The organism is Eubacterium sp. AM05-23 (assembly GCF_003477535.1).
Classification (GTDB): Bacteria; Bacillota; Clostridia; order Eubacteriales; family Eubacteriaceae; genus Eubacterium; species Eubacterium maltosivorans.
On record NZ_QUDF01000001.1, the window covers coordinates 416,462 to 440,156 of the forward strand.

Below are 23,695 nucleotides of genomic sequence, written 5' to 3' on the forward strand. Positions count from 1 at the left end.
CTCCCGAATGGGGCCTTTATTTTGGTAAGGCCAGTACCATTACCGTAAAAAAAGAGAAGGCCTGCGCTCAGCTTTGCGCAGCCTTCTCTTTAGGGAGATGTTTCTACAGGAGGTAATCCTATCCGCGGCCCACTTCGGTGTTGTCATGCTTGCGGTCGCGGAGTGCTTTTACGGGGGATTCCTTATCTTCATAGCGGTAATCCTCACCGTTTTTGTCAATGTATTTTTCAATGACTTCATGGGACGGCACATAGTCGCCGTTGACCATTTCCTGGTATTTAAAGAAGCGGTAATCCTTGGGCAGCTTGCTGCTGTCCTCGTAATCTTCGCCCTTTTTGCCCAGGTTTGCCTGGTTTGCGAGGACGTCGCGGACATATTCTTTATTGGAGGTCAGGTGCAGAAGCTTCGGGAAGTGTCCGTCGACGACCTCGTTCCATTCTTTCTTTTCATATTTTTTCAGAAGCTCGGCGGCTTTGTGTAAATGGCCGATTTCCTTCTGAAGCTGTTCTTCCCACAACAGCTTAATGATCTCATTCTTTTCTTCACGGTAGAAGGAGTAATACAGATAGGCTTCAACATAATCGTGCAGCAGCAGATTTTCAAGCCAGGTACAGTTGGGGTCCAGCAGGCCGCCGTAGTGGGTGACATGCTGTTCTTCAACCATACCGATTTCAAGGTAGAGACTGCGCCCCAGATCATCCGGATAGCGGTTGCCCACGTTCATGTAAAAATTCATGGTCTGCTGTTCGCCGGCTACGATGATCATGGTGTTGAGCTTGGTCTGAATGTCGGCTTTCTTGGAGTCAATGGGGCGGTTAATGCTGTCAAAGGGATGCCTGTGATGGGCGATGGTGGGGCGGCCGGGCATGATTTCGGTATATTCACCGACCAGCTCCTCGGCCTTGATGCCCTTATCCATCTCCAGAAGATCGGCATACCGGTACAGGTGGTCAAAATCTTCCAGCAGGGCAAAGTCCATGGCCTGCTTTACATAGTCGTCGGGCTCGTTCTGGGCCAGCCAGGCGGTCAGGTCAACAGCCAGCTGCTCATAGCCGATGGCCATTTCCAGAACGGATTCATCCGCCGGCGGCAGCCAGTTGATCATTTTTTGCTGCTGCTGCTCGATGCGGCGCGTCATGGCCAGCTCCCGGCGCAGATCATTGTCGGTGCAGTTCCTATGGAACTGGTGGGCAAACAGGGCTGCCTCCACTTCGATTCCGTTCATCAGGATGATGCGTGTCTTGGTGTAAGGGTCAATCTGATCTTTTGCGTAGGGGATCGGGGTCAGTTTCTTCCAGTCTTCGGCCTGCTTTTCAACAGGAATACCTTTTTCGTCAAATGGGTTAAAGCTACTCATAAGAAAACTCCTTTGCTAGTGATTGTTTAAAATGAATTCAATTATTATTTACCCACCATTTTTTTAGATATAACGGAGACAGCAAAGGTTTAAAGTAACTTTTAAGGAGAGAATTCACTAGAATGAAATGGTGGGACGATTGAAAAGAAAAAAGGAATCTCCCGCTTTTGGTGGATTCTGACAAAACAAAGCAACTCTGTCTGTATTATGAAAACATAAAAGGAAAAGCTGTCTTTTACACTAAAGACAGGCGCAGAATCAAGAAAAAGCACTTCCCGTTTTGGGGAAGTGCTTTTTATATCGAATGGTTTAAGCTGAACCTCAGCGTTTCTGATGCGCTGCCAGAAGCAGTGCCATGGCGACACTGTTGAGTTTGGCCTCGGCCGTATCGGCGCGGGAGGTCAGAACCGCAGGCTTGGCGGTGCCCATGACCACTGCGCCGCTCTTTGCGCCTGCCAGGTAGGTCATGGTCTTCCAGAAGATGTTGCCAGCCTGAAGATTTGGCATGAGCAGCACGTCGGCCTTACCGGCCACCGGGCTCACAATCCCCTTGTGCTCAACGGACATCTCGGAGATGGAGAGGTCCATGGACAGGGGGCCGTCGATGATACAGCCCTTGATCTGGCCGCGTTCATTCATTTTTGAGAGTACCGCCGCGTCGTAGCCGTCAGGCATGTTGGCGTTGACGGTTTCAACGGCACTCAGACAGGAAATTTTCGGCATTTCACAGCCCAGGGCATTTGCCAGGGTGGTGGCGTTGCCGATCATTTCGACTTTATCCTCAAGGGTGGGGGAGACGATCATGCCGCAGTCTGTTGCCAGGAAAACCCGGCCGAGCGCAGCGGATTCAAAGGCGGTAACGGCGTTTAAAAGTTTGCCGGTCCGCAGGCCGTGCTCCTTGTTCAGGATGGCCTTCAGGTAGGTTTTGGTCTGGAGCAGACCCTTCATGACAATGTCGGCCGCGTCGTTGCGGGCAAGTCCTACTGCCACGTTGGCAGCCTGGCTCTCGTCCTTTATGTCAACCACGGTATTTTCTTCCAGATTGCATCCGGTTTCCTTGGCAAAATATTCGATTTTGGCCGCGTCGCCTACCAGAATGGCGGTTCCAAAGCCGTAGTCGTTCATCATTTTAACCGTCTGTAAAACAGGCAGGTCGCCGGCGGCGGCAACAGCCACAACGGCTTTTTTGGTCTGGGCCTGTTTGATCAGCTGATCACGCATTTCCTTGAAATGGTACATAGTGTCCCCTCGCTTTCTATAATAACCTCTTATAAATAGTATACAATATAATTATACTGTTCTAACACTCTGCCAACAAGGAAAAGAAAGGATAGAAAATTGTGGTCATGAGTAAAATATAACCATTATAAATGAGAGAAGGTAAAAAATTGTTTCTTAAAGAGTCAAAATTTTAAAGGCTTTCATTGACAGCCTGAATTCGGGCTGTTATGATGAAAGAAAAGAAATTTTAATCCTGAAACAGGAAAAAGGAAGCGGTAAGATGAAAAAATTTTGTTGTCTGTTTATGGTCGTAGCTCTGGTTTTTACCCTGTCCGGCTGCGGTCCGTCACAGCAGGCCGACCCACATACTGTAAAGCTGGCGGACGCGGAGGCCTTCCAGAATGAAGGCGGCCTGGATTTTACCTTTGACAGCCTGCCGGAAAACATGGGGGCAGCCCGTTACTCGGTAGTGGACGGCGCAGTGGCCCAGGTGCAGTTTATCCGTGACAACCGGACTTATATTGTCAGAAAGGCCCATTACTCGCGCTCTGCGGATATCAGCGGGGTCTGCACAAGCTTCAGCGATCAGGCGGTGTTTTTGCAGAAAGGGGATATTCTCAAAAATACAGGCACCATCGACGTTTACTTTACTCCGGTCAACAAGGATACGGGCGAGGCGCTGGCCTGCTGGGTAACACCCAGTGGCTTCGCCTACTCAGTCTACTGTCCTGAGGATGTTGAGGTCAAAGATTTAAAGGCGATGGAGGGCGTCTGCCAGGCGGTGTCCTGAGATTCGAACTGGAAGACGGATAGAAAAGTTTTCTGCAGCACTGCATAAAAAGCGTCTCAGATTGTTAAAGAAGTGGTGTAGCCCGAGACTGCGCCTTTTATCCAGATAAGAAAAAAGCTCCTGTCGCATAACGCGACGGGAGCAAGTGCGAGCGGCAGCAATCTAAGAGGGATCCGGACACGTCTAAGGAACACAGATGATCCACGGTTTGTTTTGATTCGTATTTCATACGAAACAAACCGATGACATCTGCGAAAGCGATTCACACCGAATCAAAGATTCGGGTTCTCTGCTTCCCGCCGGCCTTTTTTAGTTTCAGGAGGCCTTGACGGTAAACTGGCTGTTATACAGGTCGGCGTAAAAGCCGTTTTGCGCAAGCAGCCCCAGGTGAGTGCCCTGCTCCACGATGGTGCCGTTTTTCATAACCAGAATATGGTCGGCGTCGATGATGGTGGACAGCCGGTGAGCGATGACAAAGCTGGTGCGCCCCTTCATCAGGTGGTCCATGGCTTTCTGAATTTCGAGCTCGGTGCGTGTGTCGACGCTGGAGGTCGCCTCATCCAGGATCAGGATGGCCGGATCAGCCAGAATGGCCCGGGCAATGGTGAGCAGCTGGCGCTGCCCCTGTGAGATATTGGAGGCCTCATCGTTCAGAATGGTCTGGTAGCCCTGGGGCAGCGTACGGATAAAGTGATCCGCCCGGGCGGCTTTGGCAGCGTGGACAATTTCCTCCCGGGTAGCCGCTTTGCGGCCATAGGCGATATTGTCCTCAATGGTTCCGCCAAAGAGCCAGGTATCCTGGAGCACCATGCCAAACTGTGAGCGCAAGTCCCCGCGGCGCAGATCGCGGATGTCGATGTTGTCGATCAGAATGCGGCCGCCGTCCAGCTCATAAAAACGCATGAGCAGGTTGATCAGCGTGGTCTTGCCCGCGCCGGTGGGGCCGACAACCGCAATCTTTTCCCCGGCCTTCACGTCAATGCTGATATCCTTCATCAGCAGGCGGTTCGGGCTGTAGCCAAACCGGACGTGCTCAAACCGCACGTCGCCTTTGGGCTCTGTCAGAGCCTTTGCCGGGGAGATGTCCGGCACCTCGTCTTCCTCGTCCAGCACCTCAAAGACCCGCTCGGCCGAAGCGATGGCAGCCTGCATGGAGTTAAAGATATAAGCCGCTTCAGTGATCGGCTCAGAGGCCTGGTTCACATATTGGAAGAAAGCCTGGATAACCCCAAGGGACAGCCGTCCCTGGATAACAAAGAACGCGCCCATTACCGCGATCAGCACATAGCCGATCTGGTTCATGAGCCGGATCAGCGGATTGACCGCAAAGGTGATGAACTGAGCGTTGCGGCTGGCCGCGTAAAGACGCTCGTTGACCTCCTCCACCGTTTGGGTAGAGGCGTCCTCACGGTTAAAGGCCTTGATGACCACCTGGCCGGTAAAGAATTCCTCGATATGGCCGTTGAGCTCGCCGAGGGTTTTCTGGTTTCGGGCAAAACAGTGCTGGCTGCGGCGCGCAACCAGAGCGGTAATCACCATACCGACAATGATCATCACAAAGGCGATCAGCGTCAGCAGCGGACTGATAACCAGCATCAGGGTCACAGCACCGATGATCGTGACAATCGTGATAATAAACTGCATCAGCCCTTCCTGAAGGGTATCCGCAACCTTTTCAAGGTCATTGGTGGCTCGGCTTAAAATGTCCCCCTTTTTGTGGCTGTCAAAATAGCTCAGGGGCATCCGGGCGAGCTTGGCGCTCAGGGATTCTCTCAGCGACAGCGTCAGCTTCTGGGAGACGCTGGCCATGAGGTATTGCTGCAGATAGTTAAAGGCGGCGCTGAATACGTAAAGGCACAGCAGCAGGCCCAGTATCTGGCCCATGGCGCTGAAGTTCATGGTAAAGGCGGCGCCAGTCTCAAGGGAGTGGCGGACGCTGTCGAATATCTGGTTGATGGCCTGGCCAATGACCATGGGGGCGGCCAGCGTAAAGGCACAGCTGAAAACGACAGAGATCAGCACAACAATCAGCTTGCCCTTTTGTTCTAAAAGTTTTGAGAAAAGCCGCTTCGCTGTTTTTCCGGCATAGCGCGCTTTTTCGGCAGACATGCCGTCGTCAAAGGTGGTTACTTCGTTTTCCTGACGTTCACTCATGCAAGTTCCTCCTTACTTAACTGTGACTCCGCGATTTCCCGGTATACCGGACAGTTTTCGAGCAGCTCGCGGTGGGTGCCCTTGCCGGCGATAATACCGTTGTCCAGTACGATAATCTGGTCCGCGTCCACAATGGAGCTGACCCGCTGCGCCACCACAATGATGGCAGCGCCTTTAATCTCGGCCTTTAAGGCGGCCCGCAGATTGGCGTCGGTTTTGAAATCCAGCGCAGAAAAGCTGTCGTCAAAGATATAGACGTCGGCTTTTTTTACTAAGGCTCTGGCAATGGAGAGCCTTTGCTTCTGGCCGCCGGAGAAGTTGTTTCCGCCCTGGGCCACACGTGTTTCATACCCGTACTTTAGATCGCCGATAAAGGTGTCTGCCTGGGCAATGCGGGCAGCCCGCTGAAGCTCGTCCATTGTAGCGTCCTCTTTCCCATAGCGCAGGTTATCGGCGATGGTACCGGAGAATAGAAAGGCCTTTTGAGGGACAAATCCGACCTTGTTCCGGAGATCCCTCTGTGACAGGGTTTTGATATCTACTCCGTCGATGGTGATGCTGCCGGCCTGTATGTCATAAAAACGGGGTATCAGGCTGGCAATTGTGGATTTCCCTGATCCGGTGCCGCCGATGATCGCTGTGGTTTCTCCGGCCCTGCAGGTAAAATTCAGATCGCTTAAAACAGGCTCCTCCGCCCCCTGGTAACAGAAGGTCACATGATGGAAAGCCAGTTTTTCGTCAGAAGGATCGGCAGTAAGCTCGGCCGGAGCGTCAGCGATCTCAGGCTCCAGATCCAGAACTTCAGAGATACGCTTTGCGCAGGCTTCAGCCCTTGGGATCATGGTAAAGACCATAACAGCCATGACCAGGTAAAACAGAATGAGCATGGCATATTCGATGACGGCCATAATATCGCCGATCTCCATGGCGCCCTTACCGATCTGTATACCTCCGAACCAGATAATGGCCAGGGTACAGAGGTTTAAGAGCATCAGAACCAGCGGCATGGCGACAGCGAAAATTTTGTTGATGCGGATAGCTGTGTTTGCGTAGTCCTCGAAAGAGGTGTTGACGCGCCGGCGCTCAAAATCGGTCCGGTTAAAGGCGCGGATGACCCGCACCCCGGTAATGTATTCACGCATAAAGCGGTTGATTTTATCCATCCCAGTCTGCAGCAGGCCGAATAAGGGCATGGTTTTCCGCTCAATGATCACAGCCAGAATCATGAACAGAACCATGGTAGCGACAATAATGCCGCCCATAAAGGCGTTCTTTGAAAAGGCCAGGATCAGTCCTGCAACGGCCATGATGGGGGCTGGCAGCATCATCTGCAGCACCATGATCACGGCCTGCTGAATCTGGTTCACGTCGCTGGTGTTGCGCGTGATCATGGAAGCTGTGCCGATGCTGTTAAAATCATTGATGGAAAAGCGCTGGGCCTTTCTGAACAATGCGTTTCGGATATCCCGCCCGGTGCCGGACGAGAGAATCGCCGAAAACCAGGTGCCCAGTATGGCGAAGACACCAGTCATTACGGCAAAAAGCAGCATGATGCCGCCGGTTCTGATGATATAGGGGATATCCCCATAGACGATACCGTTGTTTACGATATCCGCTGTAAGGGTAGGGATATAGAGCGTCCCCAGTGTCTGCAGAAACAGCAGCACCACGACAAGAATAAGTGTTTTACGATATGGCATTAAGAATTTAAATAATCGAGTCATTTCGTCTCCTTCCTATAGGTGTTGTACTCCGGTTTGATGTATGTTACTATAAACTGTAGAGTAACTGTACAGTCAAGCAGAAAGATGAAAAAAAGTAAGGTTTAAGGAAAGCTAAAACATGGAAAACAAGGCAACATTAACCATCAGCGAGTTTGCGAAGCTCTCGGGCGTCAGCCGCAAAACGTTAATATACTATGATAAGATCGGTCTTTTCTGCCCAGAGACAGTCAATCCCGAAAGCGGATACCGCTACTATTCGTATCTACAGCTCGATGTGATCAGCGCCATCTATGCTTTGAAGGAGATTGGAACGCCTTTGAAAGATATCAAGGTTTATCTGGATAAAAGGACGCCGGAGCGGCTGGTGGCACTGTTTGAGGAGCGGAAGGCCAAGATCGACGCGGAGATCAAAAGCCTGAAACGGATCAGCGATATGATGGAGTCCAGAATCAGAATGACCCGCGCCAGCAGCACCATTGACACCAAGCGGATCTCTGTAGAATATATGCCAGCTGAGCGCATTTTTATCAGCCCGGATATTTCGAATGTCGACGATGCGTCCATCTGGGATGTCATTCAGGAATTTTATGAGTATTGCTCCCTTTACAACATCAGCTATGGCTATCCAGTGGGGGACATTGTGTCCATGGAAAGCCTGCTTCAGGGAGAATGGCATTTCCCAACCTGGTATTTCGCGCGGCTGGACGAGCCCATGGCGCTGCCGCACATTGGCCTCAAGCCTGCTGGTTATTACGCGGTAGGGTATATCTATGGGAATTACGACAGCGTTGATGAGCTGTATGAGCGGATCAATGCTTATATTGAAAAAAACGGCCTGGTCATCGACGGCTGCGGCTACCGGGAATCCATCCTGGACGAGATCGCCGTGCAGGATCCGGAGGATTACCTGTTTCAGGTTTCTGTAAAGGTAGAAAAGCCGCCGGAGGAAGATAAAAATAGAGACCCGGGAAGCGCCCAGGCCTTTTGAGTCTTTTGAGGATGACTTTCAAAGAAAAACTTTTGCAGTCCTTTAAGAGACAAGGACCGCTTTTGCAAGCAGCTGTCCGGCGATAACGCCGGCAAGGCTCAGAATCAGGTTGAGACCGGCATTGGCGGCGGCGGTCATCCAGGCGCCCTCGCCAATCAGGTTCATGGTCTCGTAGCTGAAGGTCGAGAAGGTGGTAAAGCCGCCTAAAAGACCAGTGGTCAGAAAGAGACGCATCCTGGGCGAGAGGCCGGCGCTCTGGAGGCTCCACTGCATAATAAATCCCATGAGCAGACCTCCGAACACATTTACGCACAGGGTGCCGAGAGGCAGGCGGCTGTTCATAAAACGGGCGATACCGCTGGAAATAAGATAGCGGAGCGCGGCGCCTACAAAGCCGCCCACACCTACAGATAAAACTTCAAACATGCTGTTACACTCCTTGTCAAAAAATTAAAAAGCTCCTGCTTCCGTAAGAAACAGGAGTCATCAGCATTATGCGGTTTAGGCGAACTCCATCGCCCTGAGATCATTATAACGGACTGTGCTGTCCGTGTAAAGATGAGAACAGTTTCAGAAATTTATTTTTTCATAATGTATTGCAAAGCACCGCTGGGGCAGGTTTCCACAACAGTCCTTACTTCCTCGGCAGAGGCGTTGTCAGGCAGAATCCAGGGCCTGCGGCAGACCTTGAACACCTCCCCGTTGCCGTGAGTACAATTACCTGAGTGGCAGCACATGTCTTTATTATAGAAAACGTCAATATCCTTGCCGGTGTATTTTTTATAGCCTTTTTCAATCAGTTCTTTTTCAGTCAATGTCGTTCACTCCTTTATTGAATTTAAAAAGATTCTTGTTTAATATATCCATTTTGAGCTGCTCTAAACAAAAAGAACCTCCCGTGTAAGGGAGGCTCGGATTATTCTGTTTTATTGGGGTTTATAACTGAGTTGATGGCATCCTTAATCTGTTCAGCGGGATTATTTTTCTTCTTTGCCTCTTCTTCGGCCTTTTTAGCCTCCTCCTCAGCCTTTCGCTCAGCCTCGCGGGCTTCTTCCTCAGCGATGCGGGCAGCCTCCTGAGCCGCTTCCTGCTCCTCAACCTTTTTCCGCACCTGGCTGATCGCAAAATTCATATCGGTCTGGGTATCGGGGTTTTCAAGCTGAGCCACCAGCTCCTGGGCCTCGTCGCAGGCCTCTGAGGAGGCATCCTCAGAAAGCTCGTTTCGGGCGGACCCATCTGTGAACTGGCCGTCCAGCAGATCGTTGATCTGTTTGTAAATGTTGTACTGGTTCTGTGCATCGGCAAAATCCTGCCGGACAGCGGCTGTAAACTCCGTTTTTCCCATGGCGTCCAGCTCAGACAGATTTTTATTGATATTGTCGACCTGGAAAGGCTGTATGGTTCTCACGACCACGCGGGACCCGTCTTCCTTTGTCTGATAGAGAGCAGAGACTCCATTGATGGCGTCGGCCATTTTCTGAGCCATGGAGGTACGCTGCAGCAAAAAGCTGCGCATGGCCTCATCCCTGACCTGGTTGGCTTTTTTAATGCTGTCAGAGATCTGGCCGGTATTCTGTGCGACGCCCTCGGTCAGTTCTGCATCGTTTTCAGTAAAAAGTGCGTTGACAGACTGTACCGCCCGGTTTTGAACCAGCAGCGGTATATGATAAACGGCGGCGCCGATTCCAACAATAGCAGAAATCAGCAGAAGCAGCAAAATAACGGTGAGTATTTTACCGCGAAGCGCCATTCGTTTCCATAGTTTTAGTGGTTTCATCAGCATTTACTCCTAAATGTTGTGGGTATCTTTAATCTTATCAGAACTTGTACCGATTTTCAATTGGAAATAAAAAAAGATGGGGATACCCCATCCTTTATATAGCGTCTCTAATTTTCCGGGTCTGGCGCCATTGGGGTGAAAAAGGTTTTTCGTGCAAAAGATCCCAGATGGCGGATGGCGATCACGATCAGAATACCTGTCAGCAGGCAGAGCACCCGGTTTATAATGGCCGAGGTAAGGTCAAAGAGCACCAGCGATGCAAAAAGAGCGCTCATGAAGTTAATGACCTGCTGGTATTTATAGGGCTTGGCAAACTGGTAATTGCCGATGTAGCCCAGAATCAGGATCAGAACGCCGCCATATCCTTCCGGCACCAGCATTTGAAACAGCAGAACGAAAAGAACGATCCCCGCCAGCGTGGCGATGGAACGATGCTTGATCCGCGTGAGCGTTTCACCGTAGTCAATCTGTGTCAGCGACATAACAACAATGCTGATCCACAGCGGCTTCTTAAGGCCAAAAGCCATCCCGATAAACATGGCCAGGGTAAGACCCAGTGTCATTTTCAGAATAAAAGCCTGATCCTTTTTCCGGCAGAGCCGGGTCTGCTCCTTCAGGCTGCGCTGCCCTACCGGGTCAAATCCCTTTATTTTCCAAAAAACTGCAGTGACAACCGCGGTGACAGCAGCGCCAGTTAAAAGTCCGGCCATCCTGAGAATAAAGGCATGTCCTGTCACAGGGCTGGACTGGCAGAAAATATAGCAGAGTAAAAAGATAATGTGCGGCCTGAGCACAGAGGGCTCTGAACAAAAGGCCATCATCAGGTAAATAAAAACAAAATTCAGCAGAAGACCGGCCCATATGTTAAGAAGAGAGAGGGCAGAAACCAGACCTGAGCCTGCAAAGAAGAAGAAAAGCAGAAAGGTCATGGAACTGGGCTTTAGCTCCATATCACAGACTGGAAAAGTCAGGAGGGCAACGATGATGGCAATGGACGGCAGGAGATTTTCCTGACCAAAGAAATGCGCGAAAAGGCTGATAAAAAGAAGGATGAACGCAAAGCGCGCCGTATTGATACAAAATGTTTTAAGGCCGGCTTTTACCGTTGTTTTATTTAATGTCAAGCAGTATTCCTCCAATCCTTTAGTGTTTGCTTTAATAAATATCATAGCGGAATAAAGGGCAAAAAACAAGAACGTCAATTTAGAGGAATTTCAGTGAATCCGGTTGCAATTTTGCGTTCAATGAAATAGCAATAAAGGATTGAAACTTTTTGAAACGGTTATTGAAAAAGCTTAAGAAAAGCTTTTGTAAAAAGTTACCATTCCGCCAGGTCCAGCACCTCGGTGAAAAAGGCATCGTGGTCCTCGTAAATTGTCTGGGGAGCATATTCCTCAAAATCCTCTTCGTTGTAGACCACACTGACTTGTACGCCGGTGTGAATCGTCATTTTTGCCAGACGGCGTGCCTGCTCCTTCAGGGCGTCATCAGCCTCAGATTTGATGGCGATGCAGCCGGGTTTGTCGAATTGTCGGGCGATAAGATAAGCCATTTTGATTCATTCCTTTTTGTTTTTATTATAGCATACGAAAAGGCAGCATGACCAAGAGATACGGATAAAAAATAGTCTCCTTAAAAAAGAAGAATCCGTTTTTAGCGAAAAGAAAAACATTTTTTAATATAAATATAAATTATAAATAACGTTTAAATCCATGTAAAATGGGTAAAAACTATTGAAATGTGTTAGTTTGACAATACTTCTTAAAGGGGTGTAAAATCTATATAGTAAAGCTCTAAAGTATTGAACGCCAACCACGCGTTTGAATGATGACGATATTAAGGAGAATGAACATGAAGCTTGAAGATAATCTGATGATTCAATTTTTGAAAAAATTTGATGAGAATCCGTTTTTAATTAAAATAAACGGAAAGGAAGTTTTAGTGGGCGAGGGCGAGCCGACCTTCGTAGTCCGGTTTAACAAAAGTCTGGACATAAAGGAGCTCAGACGCAGTACCTCGCTGGCGCTGGGCGAAGCCTACATGCGTGGCGATATCGAAGTGGAAGGCGACCTTTTCCAGGCGCTTGACCAGCTTCTGGGCCAGATGGGCAAATTTTCTCTGGATAAATCAGCTTTAAAAAAGCTGATCTTCACCTCGAATTCCAAGAAGAATCAAAAGGACGAGGTATCCTCCCACTACGATATCGGCAATGATTTTTACAAGCTTTGGCTGGATGATACGCTGAGCTATTCCTGCGGTTATTTTAAAAATCCAGACGACACTCTCTATGACGCTCAAGTCAATAAGGTCGATTATATTCTGGAAAAGCTGTACCTGAAGGAGGGAATGAGCCTTCTGGATATTGGGTGCGGCTGGGGATTCCTCCTTATCGAGGCAGCCAAAAAATATGGAATCAACGGTGTGGGCATTACTCTCAGCCGGGAGCAGCACAAGAAATTCAGCGAGCGCATTGCAGAAGAAGGCCTGGAAGGCCAGTTGACAGCAGAGCTCATGGATTATCGTGATCTGCCCAAATACGGAAAAACCTTTGACCGGATTGTCAGCGTGGGCATGGTCGAGCATGTGGGAAGAGAAAACTACGATCTTTTCCTGTCCTGCGCAGACAAGGTGTTAAACCCCAAAGGGCTCTTTCTGCTGCACTATATCAGTGCTCTGGAGGAACATCCGGGCGACCCGTGGATTAAGAAGTATATCTTTCCGGGCGGCATGATCCCCTCGCTCAGAGAAATGATCAGCCTGGCGGCTTCGCACCGCTTTTACGTCATTGATGTGGAAAGCCTCAGACGGCACTATACCAAGACCCTGCTCTGCTGGGACAAGGGCTTTAGAGAGCATCTGGATGAGGTGCGCGAAATGTTCGACGATGAATTTATCCGCATGTGGGATTTATACCTCTGCTCCTGCGCGGCCACCTTCCACAACGGTATCATTGATCTGAGCCAGATTCTGATGACCAAGGGTGTGAATAACGACCTGCCGATGACAAGATGGTATTAAAAATAAAAAGAGAACCGGCAAATCGCGGTTCTCTTTTTTGTCTGAAGCGGTCTTATTCTTCTACACGTTTTAAAGGATTGGACTCTTTCATTTTGATAAAGAGCGGCACGTACTCCACAATCACCGAGGCATTTTCAAGACCATACCATTGTACCGGCGAACCGGCGACACGGCGGATCATATATTTTAGGGAAACAGCTGCCCAGTCCGAGGGATGAATGTCGCTTTCAGGCACCAGCATTTTACGCAGAATGCAGAACCGAAAATCCCCTACAGTGCTGTTGTCGCCGATGGAGTACCGGCGCTGCTGTGGCGGCAGCTCATGGCTGGTGATCAGATCGCCGACAATCTGGCGCAGATAGACATTGATACGCTGGTCTACCTTAAAGCCGAGGTACAGTTTTACCCTGAAAAGATAATCTGTTCCAAAGCTGTCGACCGTATACTCGCGGGTATAGGGCTCATCAGTCACACTGACGCTGACAAACCAGTAAGCTCTGGCCCGCTTTGTCTTTTTGTCAAAGATAGAATACAAAATGTCACGGTCAATGGTATCCCCCTCAGTTTCATTCATGAGGTAGACCAGGTTATCCGATACAGGGATGAGCCCTTTGTCTTTGTGGACATCTCCAAACATGCTGGTGTAGTCTGAGATATGCAGCTTTAGAGCCTGAGAGCGCTCGATGTCTGTACCGCGGTGCCAGACTGCCATGATTGCAAAAAGAATGGTCGCAATGAGCAGTGCCACATAGCCGCCGCTTCCAAATTTTGAAAGGCTTGAGAGAAAAAAGATTCCCTCCAGGCCGCCAAAAAAGACCAGAAAGATAAAAGGAAGGATTTTCAGGCCCTTCATGCAGCGCAGATACATGAAGAGCAGGAGCGTGGTCATGAGCATGGTCAGGGTAATGGCCAGCCCGTAAGCAGATTCGAGCCGTGCGCTTGAGCGGAAATAAAGAATGACGCCGCTGCAGGCCAGCCACATGATCAGGTTGACCAGAGGAATATAGAGCTGTCCCTTGGTTTCGGAGGGATAGGTGATGCGCATATGCGGCATAAGATCAAGGCTGATGGCTTCAGATACCAGTGTGAAGGTACCGGTGATCAAGGCCTGAGATGCGATAACCGCCGCCAGAGTGCTCAGGAGCACGCCAAAAATACGGATGTTGTCTGGAAGCATCTGGAAAAAGGGATTGAGGTCAGGCAAAGTGCCTAACGCGGTATTCCCCTTGTTTGCCATGAGCCAGGCGCCCTGGCCCAGATAGTTCAGGATCAGGCAGACCTTGACAAAGGGCCAGCTGGCATAGACATTTCCCTTACCCACATGGCCGATGTCTGAATAGAGGGCCTCTGCCCCGGTGGTAGCCAGAAACACACTGCCGAGAATCATGACGCCGGCCTGGTTGTTTGGACTGAACAAAATGGCGGCGCCTCTGAGAGGATTAAAAGCTCTCAGAATTTCCCAGTTGCCAGCCATGTTGGCGATGCCTGAAACGGCCAAAAAAAGGAACCAGACAGACATGACCGGGCCGAAGGATTTACCAATGGATTTGGTACCGGCCCGCTGGACAAAAAACAGGAGTGCTATGATGGCAAGGGTAATCATGACAATGCGGCCCTGCTCATCGCCCAGAAAACGGTAGACCAGAGGCAGGCTCCGCAGCCCCTCAATGGCGGTTGTAACTGTGACAGCCGGGGTGAGAATACCGTCGGCCAAAAGCGCAGCGCCACCCACCATGGCAGGGACAATGAGCCAGGCCTTGTATTTTTTGATCAGGCTGTACAGCGAAAAAATACCGCCCTCACCGTGATTGTCGGCTTTGAGCGCGATAAGGACATACTTGACTGTGGTAAGAAGCGTGACGGTCCAGATCACCAGGGACAGCGCTCCCAGGATCAGATTATCATCAATGGTGTTCATCCCGCCGTTACCGGCAATGATCGATTTCATAACATACATCGGCGAGGTGCCAATATCACCGTAGACGACGCCAAGGGCGACGATGGCGGCGCCCAGACTAACAGGAATTTCTGTCGATTTTTTTAAATGTTTCATTTTAATCCTCTACTTTTCCTCTTGGTGTATTAAAAAGATAGCCTTCGAGCTGCCCGAAAAGGGCAGACGCGAATGTTTCGAATACTTATACCCTTTTATCGGAAAATTTATATATTTTTAACAAGAAATTTATGAAAAGCGATAAAGAAAACAGACCCGGCAGCATCTGCCGGGCCTGTTGCATTCCTTTAACGGTCATACCAGAAGCCTTTGAACAGGGTGACACCCATATCAAGGAGGAGACAAAAAAGAATGACTGCCATAAAGAACAGGTTAAAATAGGTTAAAAGGCCTGTGACGATCTCGTTTGACAAGCTGAGGGAAGCCTCAGCGATAAAAGCATTGTTTAAAATCTGTTGGCTGGATAAAAGGACTAAGGTCAGAGCTGCGCTCAGAATATCAGTAACAACGGTGACGACTGCCAGCCTCTTAGTGTACCGGCCTTCGTAGAGCTTAAAGCTCTCCCTCGCAATACCGAGGATGGTGAGAGCAACAAAGATATACCACAGCTGGTGAATGAGGTCTACGTTAAATACAGGGATAAAGGGCTGATCCGCACCGAATTTTGCGCAGATAATCTGGGGGGCAGCCAGAAAGATCACACAGAAGATCACAGAAAAGACAATGCCGGCAATGGGTTCACCCTTTGGGATGACGGATTTCTTTTCAGGAACTGGCGGCAGGGTATCAAGCTCGCCGCCAAAATTAAGGGCGACGTTTTTTCGTTCAAAGACCGCGAAAATAAAGGTGACCGCGCCAAAAGCAGCGATGAGGCCAGTGATCAATGTACCAATCCATGAGAAAAGTGTAATGTACAAAGCTTGCTGGGTGTCTGTAAAAAAGGAGATGAATCCTGAAAGTATAAGTCCAAAGGCCACAGAAGCTAGAACGATGCCGGTAACCATTTTGTAGTTGCTGTAATAGGCGGGGCCGATAAGGTGGTCACGGCCCTCAGGCATATATTTTGCGGCCAGCTCTGACGGGGTTCCCAGCTCTGTGAGAACGACTCTGACATCGCGTTCTTCTGGCATCAGGCCATCGCAGCGTGCCTCCAGCATATCTTCAATGAGCGAGTGCAGTTCCTTGTCAATATCGTTTCGCAGTCTGGCAGGCAGTCGTCTTGTAACCGCGTAGACATAGCGGTCGATCAGTTCGTTTTTCATTTTGCTTCCTCCTCAAAAATTTGGTTTATGCTGTTGACTGTTTTGTCCCAATGTTGTTTTAACTGCTGGCAGATTTTATTGCCGAATTCAGTGGCTTGATAGTACTTTCGCGGCTTTGGGCCGTCTGTCTGCCAGGAGCTTTCCAGAAGACCCTGGTTTTCGAGGCGTCTGAGCAGCGGGTAGAGTGTATTTGCCTCTGCCGAAATACCTTTTTCGTTGAGTGTATTTACGAGACTATAGCCGTACATAGGGGATTTTAGCTGGCTTAATACACAGAGCACCAGTGTTCCTCGGCGCAGCTCTGATACCATGCCTGATAAAACATTATCCTTATCCAAGTGGCAGCCCTCCTTAAATTGTTGTTGATTACATTATAGTGTGTTATACACAGTATGTCAATAGCACACAGTATTTTGTTTGTAAAGGTCTGTAAGAAAATGCTGGACTTCATACTGAAAATGATTTATAATAAACGTAACATTGTTTTCAGTTTATCTGGAAGAAATAAACAAAAGAATAACCGCATTCGAGTCCGAAGGCCTAAAGGAAGTGAAGCACCCATGGCTGGGGACCGCTGAGTATATCTGGAAACGGATATGCTTTCCGTGTTTGAGAAGAATGCAGATGATTCCTGAAAATTTTTCAGGGGCATATTTCAACACGGGAGAAGTATGCCCTTTTTTAGTGGCTTTCTAAGAAGCAGTTATTATTTTATGAGCTCCTGTTGCTTTTTGTCATTGAAAACAAAAGGCACTAAGCTATATAATCTACCAAGTCAAAGGGCCGTCGCATCCTCGGCGACCCTTTGAACCCTTTGCTGAATGGAGCAGGACCATGCGGTTCTGCTTTTTGTGTTTTTAAATATAAGTTTATTTGATATTTAACTTGCAAAAAATTCCAAAAAGTAACATAAGAGTAATTTGTTGCTATTTTTAAGTCTCTTTAATATAAAAAAATGGTCAATAAGGGTAAAAAATTATATTTTATTAAAGTTTTAAGTTATGTTATAATTTTACAATAAGCATTCAGGAGGTGTGTGAAATGAATGGTTTTCTTTCTCCGGCAGAGATTGGAGAAGTATGGGTTGGGAATGGTGTGAAAAAAGCCTCCCTCTCCATCGGTAAGATGCTGGTTCTCGGCATTTTTGCGGGTATTTTTATTGGTTTTGGCGCCCATGGCTTTTTGCTGGCCACAGGCATTGGCAAAGGCGCACTGGGCGAGGCCATGATCGCTAAGTTTATCGGCGCTTCGGTTTTCCCGGCAGGCTTGATGATGGTTATATTATGCGGTGCGGAGCTGTTTACGGGCAACAACCTGATGACACTGGCTCTGATGGATAAAAAAATTACCGTCAAGGGTATGCTGACAAACTGGGTCGTAGTTTATATCGGCAATCTGATCGGCTCGATCCTTTTAGCTTTTGTTTTGGCAAAAAGCGGCCTTTATGCAGACGCAGTGCTGGACAAAGCGATGGCTGTTGCACAGGCAAAGGTTGGGATGCCTTTTTCAGCAGCGCTTATCCGCGGGATTCTATGTAATATGTTAGTTGTTTTAGCGTGCTGGATGCAGGCCGGGTCAAAGGATATGATTGGTAAAATTTTTGCGATCTGGTTTCCGATTATGCTTTTCGTTTTTGCGGGTTTTGAACACAGCGTTGCCAATATGACTTATATTCCGCTTGGAATTTTCCTGGGGGCAGATGTCAGCTGGGGTCAGATGTTTATTGACAATCTGCTGCCTGTTACCCTCGGCAATATTATCGGTGGCGCCATAATCGTCCCTTGTGTTTACAATTATGCATACCTTCGTAAAAATAAAGAGTAAATGAGAATAATAAAAAAAGCACTTTTTCGCATCAGAAAGGGTGCTTTTATATAAAATTGAGAACGTCTTACGTCTTCGGTTTTATTTGTGCTATAATAAATGAGAAAATTTAAATGTTTACAGGAGAAAAGAAAAATGTTGATTGGAAAAAACATAACCATTGGGATTACGGCATGCACCCCGGTTGACCAGATTCCCGGGCTTATCCGGATGCTGCGAAATGAAAAAGCAGAGGTAAAGGTTATCCTGACCCCGAATGCCCTTAATTTTATTACGCCGCTTCCGCTGCGGCGCGCCTCAGGGAATCCGGTTGAAATCGACCAGTTTGAAGAGCCAAAGGTATGGGACCCTGACCACAAAACCTCAGACCAGTCTGATTTACTGTTGATTGCTCCGGCTTCAGCCAATACCATTGGCAAAGCGGCCAACGGCATCGCTGACAATTTACTGACTACGACTATTTTATCCACCACAGCCCCTATTGTGTTTGCCAATAATATCAATCCGATGATGTACGGCAAGCCCAGTGTACAGCGTAATATTCGGACTTTAAAAGAAGATGGATGTATTTTTGTTGAGAGTGAGGGAGACAGAGCACCCAACCGTATGCCGTCTAACGACCAGATTTTCAAAACGATCATTAAGGCGTTGGAGAAAATGACAGAAGTTTAAAAAATTGAAAAAGTAGGGTAAAAAATTGTCTTTAGTGGAAACTGTATGGACAATTTGAAAAAAAGGCGATAGAATTAAAAGGTAATTGTTTTCAAAGAAGACTTAATAAAGATCGAAAAAAACAGTGAAATGTGGTGAAATGATGAATGGTTTAGTAAACTGGGCGGCAATTTCAGAATTGAACCGCCCGGCAGCCAAGGCAGGCCCTATGGATACTGACCCTGCTAAAATGTGGGGTGCGGTTGCCCAAATGTATAATAAAATGGCGCAGCTGGAAAGAGAGTACACTCAGAATCAGCTGGATGCTATGATTATTACAGAGAAAGACACGGTATTAGACATAGGATGCGGACCTGGGAGGCTCTCAGTGCCGGTCGCCAGTATGGCTAAAAGTGTTACCAGCCTGGATGTGGCGCAGCAAATGCTTGAAAAGTGCAGGGAAAACGCCGACGCTGCCGGAGTGTCAAATCTGACCACCAGGCTTTTGAATTGGGATGATGTGAAGCCTGGCGAGAATGTCGAAAAGCACGATATTGTCATTGCGTCACGGACGACAGCCCTTGTCGATCTTATAAAGCTGAACGCATTGGCAAACAAGTATGTCTTTATTCTCTGCTGGACCAAAAGCCCCAGTTTGAAGGAAGTGCATGACGCTTTGTTTTATGGCGTGGACGATACATTGAAGCCCATGCCTCCAATGAACCGTCTTCTTGGATATAATGTGAATTTCAATCTGCTTTATGATATGGGTGTAAACCCAAATGTTAAAGTTGTGACAGATGGCTTCCACTGCGATTATGAAAGCCGGGAAGAGGCATATAATGATCTGAGAATCCTGCATCCGGTACCGGAGGACCGGGAAGAAATTTTCAGAAAAAACGTGGATAAGTGGCTTACGGATTTACCGGGAGGCGGTGTATCCTTCCGGCGAGAGACCGAGACCTACGTCATGTGGTGGAAACCGGGAAAACTGGAGTTGTAAAATTAAATATGCATTCGAGTCCACAGGCCTAAAGGAAGTCCCATGGCTGCGGACCGATGAGTGTAGGGGGAAACGCCTGCGCTTTCCGTATTTGAGAAGAATGCATTGAGCTGTTTGATACTAAACGGGCATATTCTTAAACGGGATATGCCCGTTTTGTATATATTAAATTATAGGGAAAGAAGGAGATGTGAGAAATGAAAAAATTTAAAAAAGCCCTATCTGTACTACTAGTGCTGGTACTTCTCAGCTTTACCGCAGCTGGCTGTTCACAAAATAACAGTGACACAGCGAAGTCGGACAATGCGGCGGGAGACCGCACCATTACCGATATGTCAGGTGCGGAGGTAACAGTTCCGGCAGAAGTGAAATCGGTCATTAACCTCTGGCCATCGAGCAATCAGATTATGATTGCGCTTGGAGCGCAGGACAAACAGACCGCCTACATGGCCACTTTGCAAAAACCAAGCTTTACCTGGATGCAGATCGTTAATCCAGCCATTATGGAAAAACAGACTGTTGGTGGAAATGGCGACGTGACCGCTGAAGAACTGTTAAACCTGAAGCCGGATCTGGTCATTACCTCCAGTGATGAGGATGCCGAAGCCTACCGCGCTGCCGGACTTAATGCTGCGTGTATGATGTTCAATAATTATGACGGTTTAAAAGAATCTGTCTTAAAAACCGGCGAGGCCCTGGGAACCAGTGAAAAGGAACGGGCAGACAAATATGTTGAATATCTGGAAAAAAACATTAAGCTGGTTCAGGACCGCTTAAAAGACGTAAAAGATGAAGACAAGCCAGTTGTACACTATGTCGATGGACAGAGCGGCACAAGCCCTTACAAAACCACCGGAAACGGTACAATGCAGGAAGAATGGCTGACTATGGCTGGTGGTAAATTATCCACTGATGGGATTCTTCAGGGAATGAGCAAGGAGATTACACCAGAGCAGTTCCTCAGTATTAACCCGGATGTAATCATTGTGGGCGGAACAGGACAGGCAGATGCCTATGACGCCCTGATGAGCGACGCCTCACTGGCAAACCTGAAAGCAGTTCAGGACGGTAAGGTTTACCGTAACCCACAGGGAACCTTCCAGTGGGACCGTTTTGGCTCTGAGTCTGCACTGCAGGTGCTTTGGGCAGCTAAAACCTTATACCCTGATAAATTTGAAGACATCGACATGAAGAAGGAAACCATTTCCTTCTACAAAGATTATTTAGGCTATGATCTTTCAGATGAATATGCGGATGCGATTTTAGCTGGCAAAAATGCTCCGGACGGACGCTAAGCCGGATTAAGGGGCATAAAGAAATAATGTGAAAGAATAAACAGTCAAAGCCGCCGATTGCCCGGCGGCTTTTTTGAAAATAAAAGGACAAAATTGTATGGCGAGAGATATAAAAGAAAATAGGGTGAAAAATCCGGAAGACAGGCCGCTGGGCTTGGTTTTGGCACTGGCAGCGATTATTGTTATCGCCCTTATTTTAACAGCACTGTGCGTAGGGCGTTATCATGTTCCGGTAATACAAGCTGTCAAAATACTGCTGTCACAGGTTTTTCCCATCACACCAACCTGGGATAAGACAATGTATGACGTCATTATCAATTTGAGACTGCCACGTGTGCTGGCAGCTGTTTTAGTCGGCGGCTCCCTGGCATTGGCAGGGGCCACCTATCAGGGAATGTTTAAAAACCCTCTGGTATCGCCGGACCTTCTGGGCGTTTCTGCCGGAGCCTGTGTGGGCGCGGCTGTTGCGATCCTGATGGGCCTGGGAAGTGGGATGACACAGGTGCTGGCCTTTGCCGGCGGACTTTTAACAGTTTTTGTCACCACCTCCATTCCAAAGCTGATGCACCGTAATTCGACCATGATGCTGGTGCTGGCCGGCGTTATAGTAGGCGGGTTTATGAATTCGATCATTGGCCTGACAAAATACATAGCAGATACCGATACTCAGCTGCCTGATATGACTTATTGGCAGCTGGGAAGCATCGCGAAGGTTACCTATCCCACACTTATGGCAATTGCGCCGATTATGATCATCAGCGGCGCAGTACTTATCATTATGCGGTGGCGGATTAATATTTTATCTCTCGGGGACAATGAGGCGCGATCTCTGGGCGTTAACCTGCGTTTTGAGAGAGGAATTGCCATCATCTGCTCTACTGTGCTGACGGCTTCGGCGGTGTGTATGAGTGGAACCATTGGATGGATCGGGCTTGTAATGCCGCATCTGGGGAGAATGGTAGTGGGCAGTAACAACGTGCGGCTGCTGCCGGTTACCACATTGCTCAGCGCCGGATTTCTGATCATCATTGATACCCTGGCCCGGACGCTTACCGGAGGAGAGCTTCCCCTTGGTATTTTGACCGGCTTTATCGGAGCGCCTTTCTTTACCTGGGTATTGATCAAGCAAAGGATGAGTGAGTGATATGGCATTACTGGAAGTGAAAAGAGCAGGGTTTTCCTATCCCACAAGGGAAAATGTCTTTACAGATATTTCGTTCACACTGGAAAAGGGAGAGATTTTTACCATTCTCGGGCCAAACGGCGCGGGTAAGTCCACACTTCTTAATTCCCTGGCAAATCTGACGCCCCTGACAACCGGCGAGATATTGGTGGACGGCGTGCCTCTGGATAAGATGAGCTCCAGGGAAACAGCTTTTAAAATTGCCTATGTGCCTCAGACCACGGAGATAACCTACGGCTATTCTGTCAGGGACTACATTGCTATGGGAAGAGCCGCGCACGTGGGAATGCTGGTAACACCAAAGAAAAAAGACTACGAAATTGTAGATGAAACCATTGCGCTGCTCGGCATTGAACACCTCGCACACCGTCTCTGCACTCAGATCAGCGGTGGTGAAAAGCAGCAGGCGTGTATTGCCAGAGCCATTGTCCAGCAGCCTGAAATTATTCTTTTTGATGAACCGACCTCGGCGCTGGATTACGGCAACCAACTGAATATTATGCGGCTCATCAAAAAGCTGTGCGGCCGTGACTACGCGGTTATCATGACAACCCATAATCCGGATCAGCCGATTTTGCTGGAGGGAAAGGCAGGCATTCTGGACCGGGACGGTCACATGATAACAGGTACAGTGGGCGATATACTGAGTGAAGAAACCCTGAGTGCGGTGTACCGCACAGCTCTGCATCTGGTCTATGTGGAGGAGGCAGAGCGAATGGCGTGTATTGCCGCTAAAATTTAAGGCTCTTTGACAATAAAATGCACGAATGTTATAATTTAGAAAAATAATTGAAAGAGGTGTGTTGATGTCGGTTTTGTCTGTTTACATGGTTTTCAACTAAATACAGTTGAAAAGGTACAGCGATGAGGAAGGGATCCCTTTTGTTTTGCTGCCTTTTTTTAAAAACATACCAGACAGACTGCTTCAATATATCGAATCATGGCTGTGCGGCGGCGTTGGCGGTTGTACGGTTTTATATTTGATTTATACTGCCCGCAGGAGCGTTCTGCATCTTTAGAGATGTGGTATGTTGGCCGCGGGTTTTTTGTATTCAAGTTTATGACGAAAGGAAACGATTTATGAAGTACGCATCGGATCGTTGTGCGTAGCAGGGGCTATCGCACAGCATCAGAATAATGATAGGTGTATAGCCCTTGCTTAATCCTAAAAAATAAATTAGGAGGAGCATAATGAGCTATATCAAGGCAGGCGATGTGCTGCCAAAAGAACTTGTTGACAAAATTCAGAATTATATTGATGGAGAATATATCTATGTGCCTCGAAAAGAGACAAACAGAAAAGGTTGGGGGCAGAACACCAATCGAAAACAGGAAACACTTCTGAGGAACCAGGAAATTTACAGGCAGCATACTGAAGGTATGTCCGTTGCAAGTCTTTCGGAGATTTATTTCCTGTCACCCAAAAGTATACAGAAAATTATTGCGAAATTTAAGCTGGAAAACCAGTGATAAGAGCGCCGCAGCTAAAAA

At 48.3% G+C, this 23,695-nt stretch carries 22 protein-coding genes and 3 riboswitches; of the genes, 10 read left to right on the forward strand and 12 right to left on the reverse strand.

Annotated elements, in window-relative coordinates; all coding sequences use genetic code 11:
* Positions 1 to 118 precede the first annotated feature (118 nt).
* Both DW091_RS01880 and DW091_RS01885 read right to left on the reverse strand, forming a co-directional pair.
* Positions 119 to 1,357 (reverse strand): hypothetical protein, encoded by a 1,239-nt coding sequence (locus DW091_RS01880; protein ID WP_058693454.1) that lies wholly within the window; start codon positions 1,355 to 1,357, stop codon positions 119 to 121.
* A gap of 321 nt (positions 1,358 to 1,678) precedes the next feature.
* The gene (locus tag DW091_RS01885) at positions 1,679 to 2,596 is read right to left on the reverse strand and encodes a bifunctional enoyl-CoA hydratase/phosphate acetyltransferase (RefSeq protein ID WP_058693455.1); all 918 of its coding nucleotides are present in this window, start codon (positions 2,594 to 2,596) and stop codon (positions 1,679 to 1,681) included.
* Positions 2,597 to 2,858: 262 nt separating this feature from the next.
* Here DW091_RS01885 and DW091_RS01890 point away from each other — a divergent pair, with 262 nt between their 5' ends.
* Complete coding sequence (locus tag DW091_RS01890; RefSeq protein WP_118517246.1) at positions 2,859 to 3,368, forward strand: hypothetical protein; 510 nt, start codon at positions 2,859 to 2,861, stop codon at positions 3,366 to 3,368.
* A gap of 315 nt (positions 3,369 to 3,683) precedes the next feature.
* On the opposite strand, the gene DW091_RS01895 is transcribed toward DW091_RS01890, so the two are convergent.
* Both DW091_RS01895 and DW091_RS01900 read right to left on the reverse strand, forming a co-directional pair.
* The gene (locus tag DW091_RS01895) at positions 3,684 to 5,522 is read right to left on the reverse strand and encodes an ABC transporter ATP-binding protein (protein ID WP_074617525.1); all 1,839 of its coding nucleotides are present in this window, start codon (positions 5,520 to 5,522) and stop codon (positions 3,684 to 3,686) included.
* On the reverse strand, positions 5,519 to 7,246 hold the full coding sequence (locus tag DW091_RS01900) for an ABC transporter ATP-binding protein (RefSeq protein WP_118517247.1): 1,728 nt from the start codon (positions 7,244 to 7,246) through the stop codon (positions 5,519 to 5,521). Before DW091_RS01900 ends, DW091_RS01895 begins: the two co-directional genes overlap by 4 nt.
* A 118-nt stretch (positions 7,247 to 7,364) precedes the next feature.
* Here DW091_RS01900 and DW091_RS01905 point away from each other — a divergent pair, with 118 nt between their 5' ends.
* Positions 7,365 to 8,234 carry a MerR family transcriptional regulator gene (locus DW091_RS01905; protein WP_058693459.1) on the forward strand — a complete coding sequence of 290 codons (870 nt, stop codon included), beginning with the start codon at positions 7,365 to 7,367 and terminating at the stop codon, positions 8,232 to 8,234.
* A 42-nt stretch (positions 8,235 to 8,276) separates the two neighbouring features.
* Here DW091_RS01905 and crcB read toward each other — a convergent pair whose 3' ends face one another.
* The 5 genes from crcB to DW091_RS01930 all read right to left on the reverse strand — a co-directional run bounded on the left by crcB (position 8,277) and on the right by DW091_RS01930 (position 11,566).
* A complete protein-coding gene (crcB, locus tag DW091_RS01910; RefSeq protein ID WP_118517248.1) occupies positions 8,277 to 8,660 on the reverse strand; it encodes a fluoride efflux transporter CrcB in 384 nt (127 codons plus the stop codon).
* A 44-nt stretch (positions 8,661 to 8,704) separates the two neighbouring features.
* A riboswitch (Fluoride riboswitch) is annotated at positions 8,705 to 8,763 on the reverse strand.
* Between the two features lie 49 nt (positions 8,764 to 8,812).
* Positions 8,813 to 9,049 (reverse strand): (4Fe-4S)-binding protein, encoded by a 237-nt coding sequence (locus DW091_RS01915; RefSeq protein WP_058693461.1) that lies wholly within the window; start codon positions 9,047 to 9,049, stop codon positions 8,813 to 8,815.
* 101 nt (positions 9,050 to 9,150) lie between these two features.
* On the reverse strand, positions 9,151 to 10,011 hold the full coding sequence (locus tag DW091_RS01920; protein WP_147365266.1) for a hypothetical protein: 861 nt from the start codon (positions 10,009 to 10,011) through the stop codon (positions 9,151 to 9,153).
* A 110-nt stretch (positions 10,012 to 10,121) separates the two neighbouring features.
* The gene (locus DW091_RS01925) at positions 10,122 to 11,138 is read right to left on the reverse strand and encodes an FUSC family protein (protein WP_158577805.1); all 1,017 of its coding nucleotides are present in this window, start codon (positions 11,136 to 11,138) and stop codon (positions 10,122 to 10,124) included.
* A gap of 194 nt (positions 11,139 to 11,332) precedes the next feature.
* Positions 11,333 to 11,566, reverse strand: coding sequence for a DUF6718 family protein (locus DW091_RS01930; RefSeq protein ID WP_058693464.1), 234 nt, complete (start codon positions 11,564 to 11,566; stop codon positions 11,333 to 11,335).
* 299 nt (positions 11,567 to 11,865) lie between these two features.
* Between DW091_RS01930 and DW091_RS01935 the strand changes: the two genes are divergently transcribed.
* Positions 11,866 to 13,032, forward strand: a complete 1,167-nt coding sequence (locus DW091_RS01935; protein WP_118517251.1) for a cyclopropane-fatty-acyl-phospholipid synthase family protein — start codon at positions 11,866 to 11,868, stop codon at positions 13,030 to 13,032.
* 52 nt (positions 13,033 to 13,084) lie between these two features.
* Here the strand turns inward: DW091_RS01935 and DW091_RS01940 are convergent, their stop codons facing one another.
* From DW091_RS01940 to DW091_RS01950, 3 genes are all read right to left on the reverse strand, one after another.
* Entirely contained in the window at positions 13,085 to 15,085 is a 2,001-nt protein-coding gene (locus tag DW091_RS01940; RefSeq protein WP_118517252.1) for a KUP/HAK/KT family potassium transporter, read from the reverse strand.
* 188 nt (positions 15,086 to 15,273) lie between these two features.
* Positions 15,274 to 16,248 carry a hypothetical protein gene (locus DW091_RS01945; protein WP_058693467.1) on the reverse strand — a complete coding sequence of 325 codons (975 nt, stop codon included), beginning with the start codon at positions 16,246 to 16,248 and terminating at the stop codon, positions 15,274 to 15,276.
* The gene (locus tag DW091_RS01950) at positions 16,245 to 16,586 is read right to left on the reverse strand and encodes a PadR family transcriptional regulator (RefSeq protein ID WP_074617531.1); all 342 of its coding nucleotides are present in this window, start codon (positions 16,584 to 16,586) and stop codon (positions 16,245 to 16,247) included. Before DW091_RS01950 ends, DW091_RS01945 begins: the two co-directional genes overlap by 4 nt.
* Positions 16,587 to 16,760: 174 nt before the next feature.
* Positions 16,761 to 16,884: riboswitch (molybdenum cofactor riboswitch) on the forward strand.
* A gap of 405 nt (positions 16,885 to 17,289) precedes the next feature.
* Here DW091_RS01950 and DW091_RS01955 point away from each other — a divergent pair.
* From DW091_RS01955 to DW091_RS01985, 7 genes are all read left to right on the forward strand, one after another.
* On the forward strand, positions 17,290 to 18,072 hold the full coding sequence (locus DW091_RS01955) for a formate/nitrite transporter family protein (RefSeq protein ID WP_118517253.1): 783 nt from the start codon (positions 17,290 to 17,292) through the stop codon (positions 18,070 to 18,072).
* Between the two features lie 135 nt (positions 18,073 to 18,207).
* Positions 18,208 to 18,744, forward strand: coding sequence for a flavoprotein (locus tag DW091_RS01960; protein ID WP_074617533.1), 537 nt, complete (start codon positions 18,208 to 18,210; stop codon positions 18,742 to 18,744).
* Between the two features lie 139 nt (positions 18,745 to 18,883).
* On the forward strand, positions 18,884 to 19,726 hold the full coding sequence (locus DW091_RS01965) for a class I SAM-dependent methyltransferase (protein ID WP_118517254.1): 843 nt from the start codon (positions 18,884 to 18,886) through the stop codon (positions 19,724 to 19,726).
* A riboswitch (molybdenum cofactor riboswitch) is annotated at positions 19,727 to 19,844 on the forward strand.
* A gap of 79 nt (positions 19,845 to 19,923) precedes the next feature.
* Positions 19,924 to 21,021, forward strand: a complete 1,098-nt coding sequence (locus DW091_RS01970; protein ID WP_074617535.1) for an ABC transporter substrate-binding protein — start codon at positions 19,924 to 19,926, stop codon at positions 21,019 to 21,021.
* A gap of 124 nt (positions 21,022 to 21,145) precedes the next feature.
* Complete coding sequence (locus DW091_RS01975) at positions 21,146 to 22,165, forward strand: iron ABC transporter permease (RefSeq protein WP_167495293.1); 1,020 nt, start codon at positions 21,146 to 21,148, stop codon at positions 22,163 to 22,165.
* Position 22,166: 1 nt separating this feature from the next.
* Complete coding sequence (locus tag DW091_RS01980; protein ID WP_058693474.1) at positions 22,167 to 22,946, forward strand: ABC transporter ATP-binding protein; 780 nt, start codon at positions 22,167 to 22,169, stop codon at positions 22,944 to 22,946.
* Between the two features lie 449 nt (positions 22,947 to 23,395).
* Positions 23,396 to 23,674, forward strand: coding sequence for a CD3324 family protein (locus DW091_RS01985; RefSeq protein WP_058693475.1), 279 nt, complete (start codon positions 23,396 to 23,398; stop codon positions 23,672 to 23,674).
* The last annotated feature ends 21 nt before the right edge of the window (positions 23,675 to 23,695 follow it).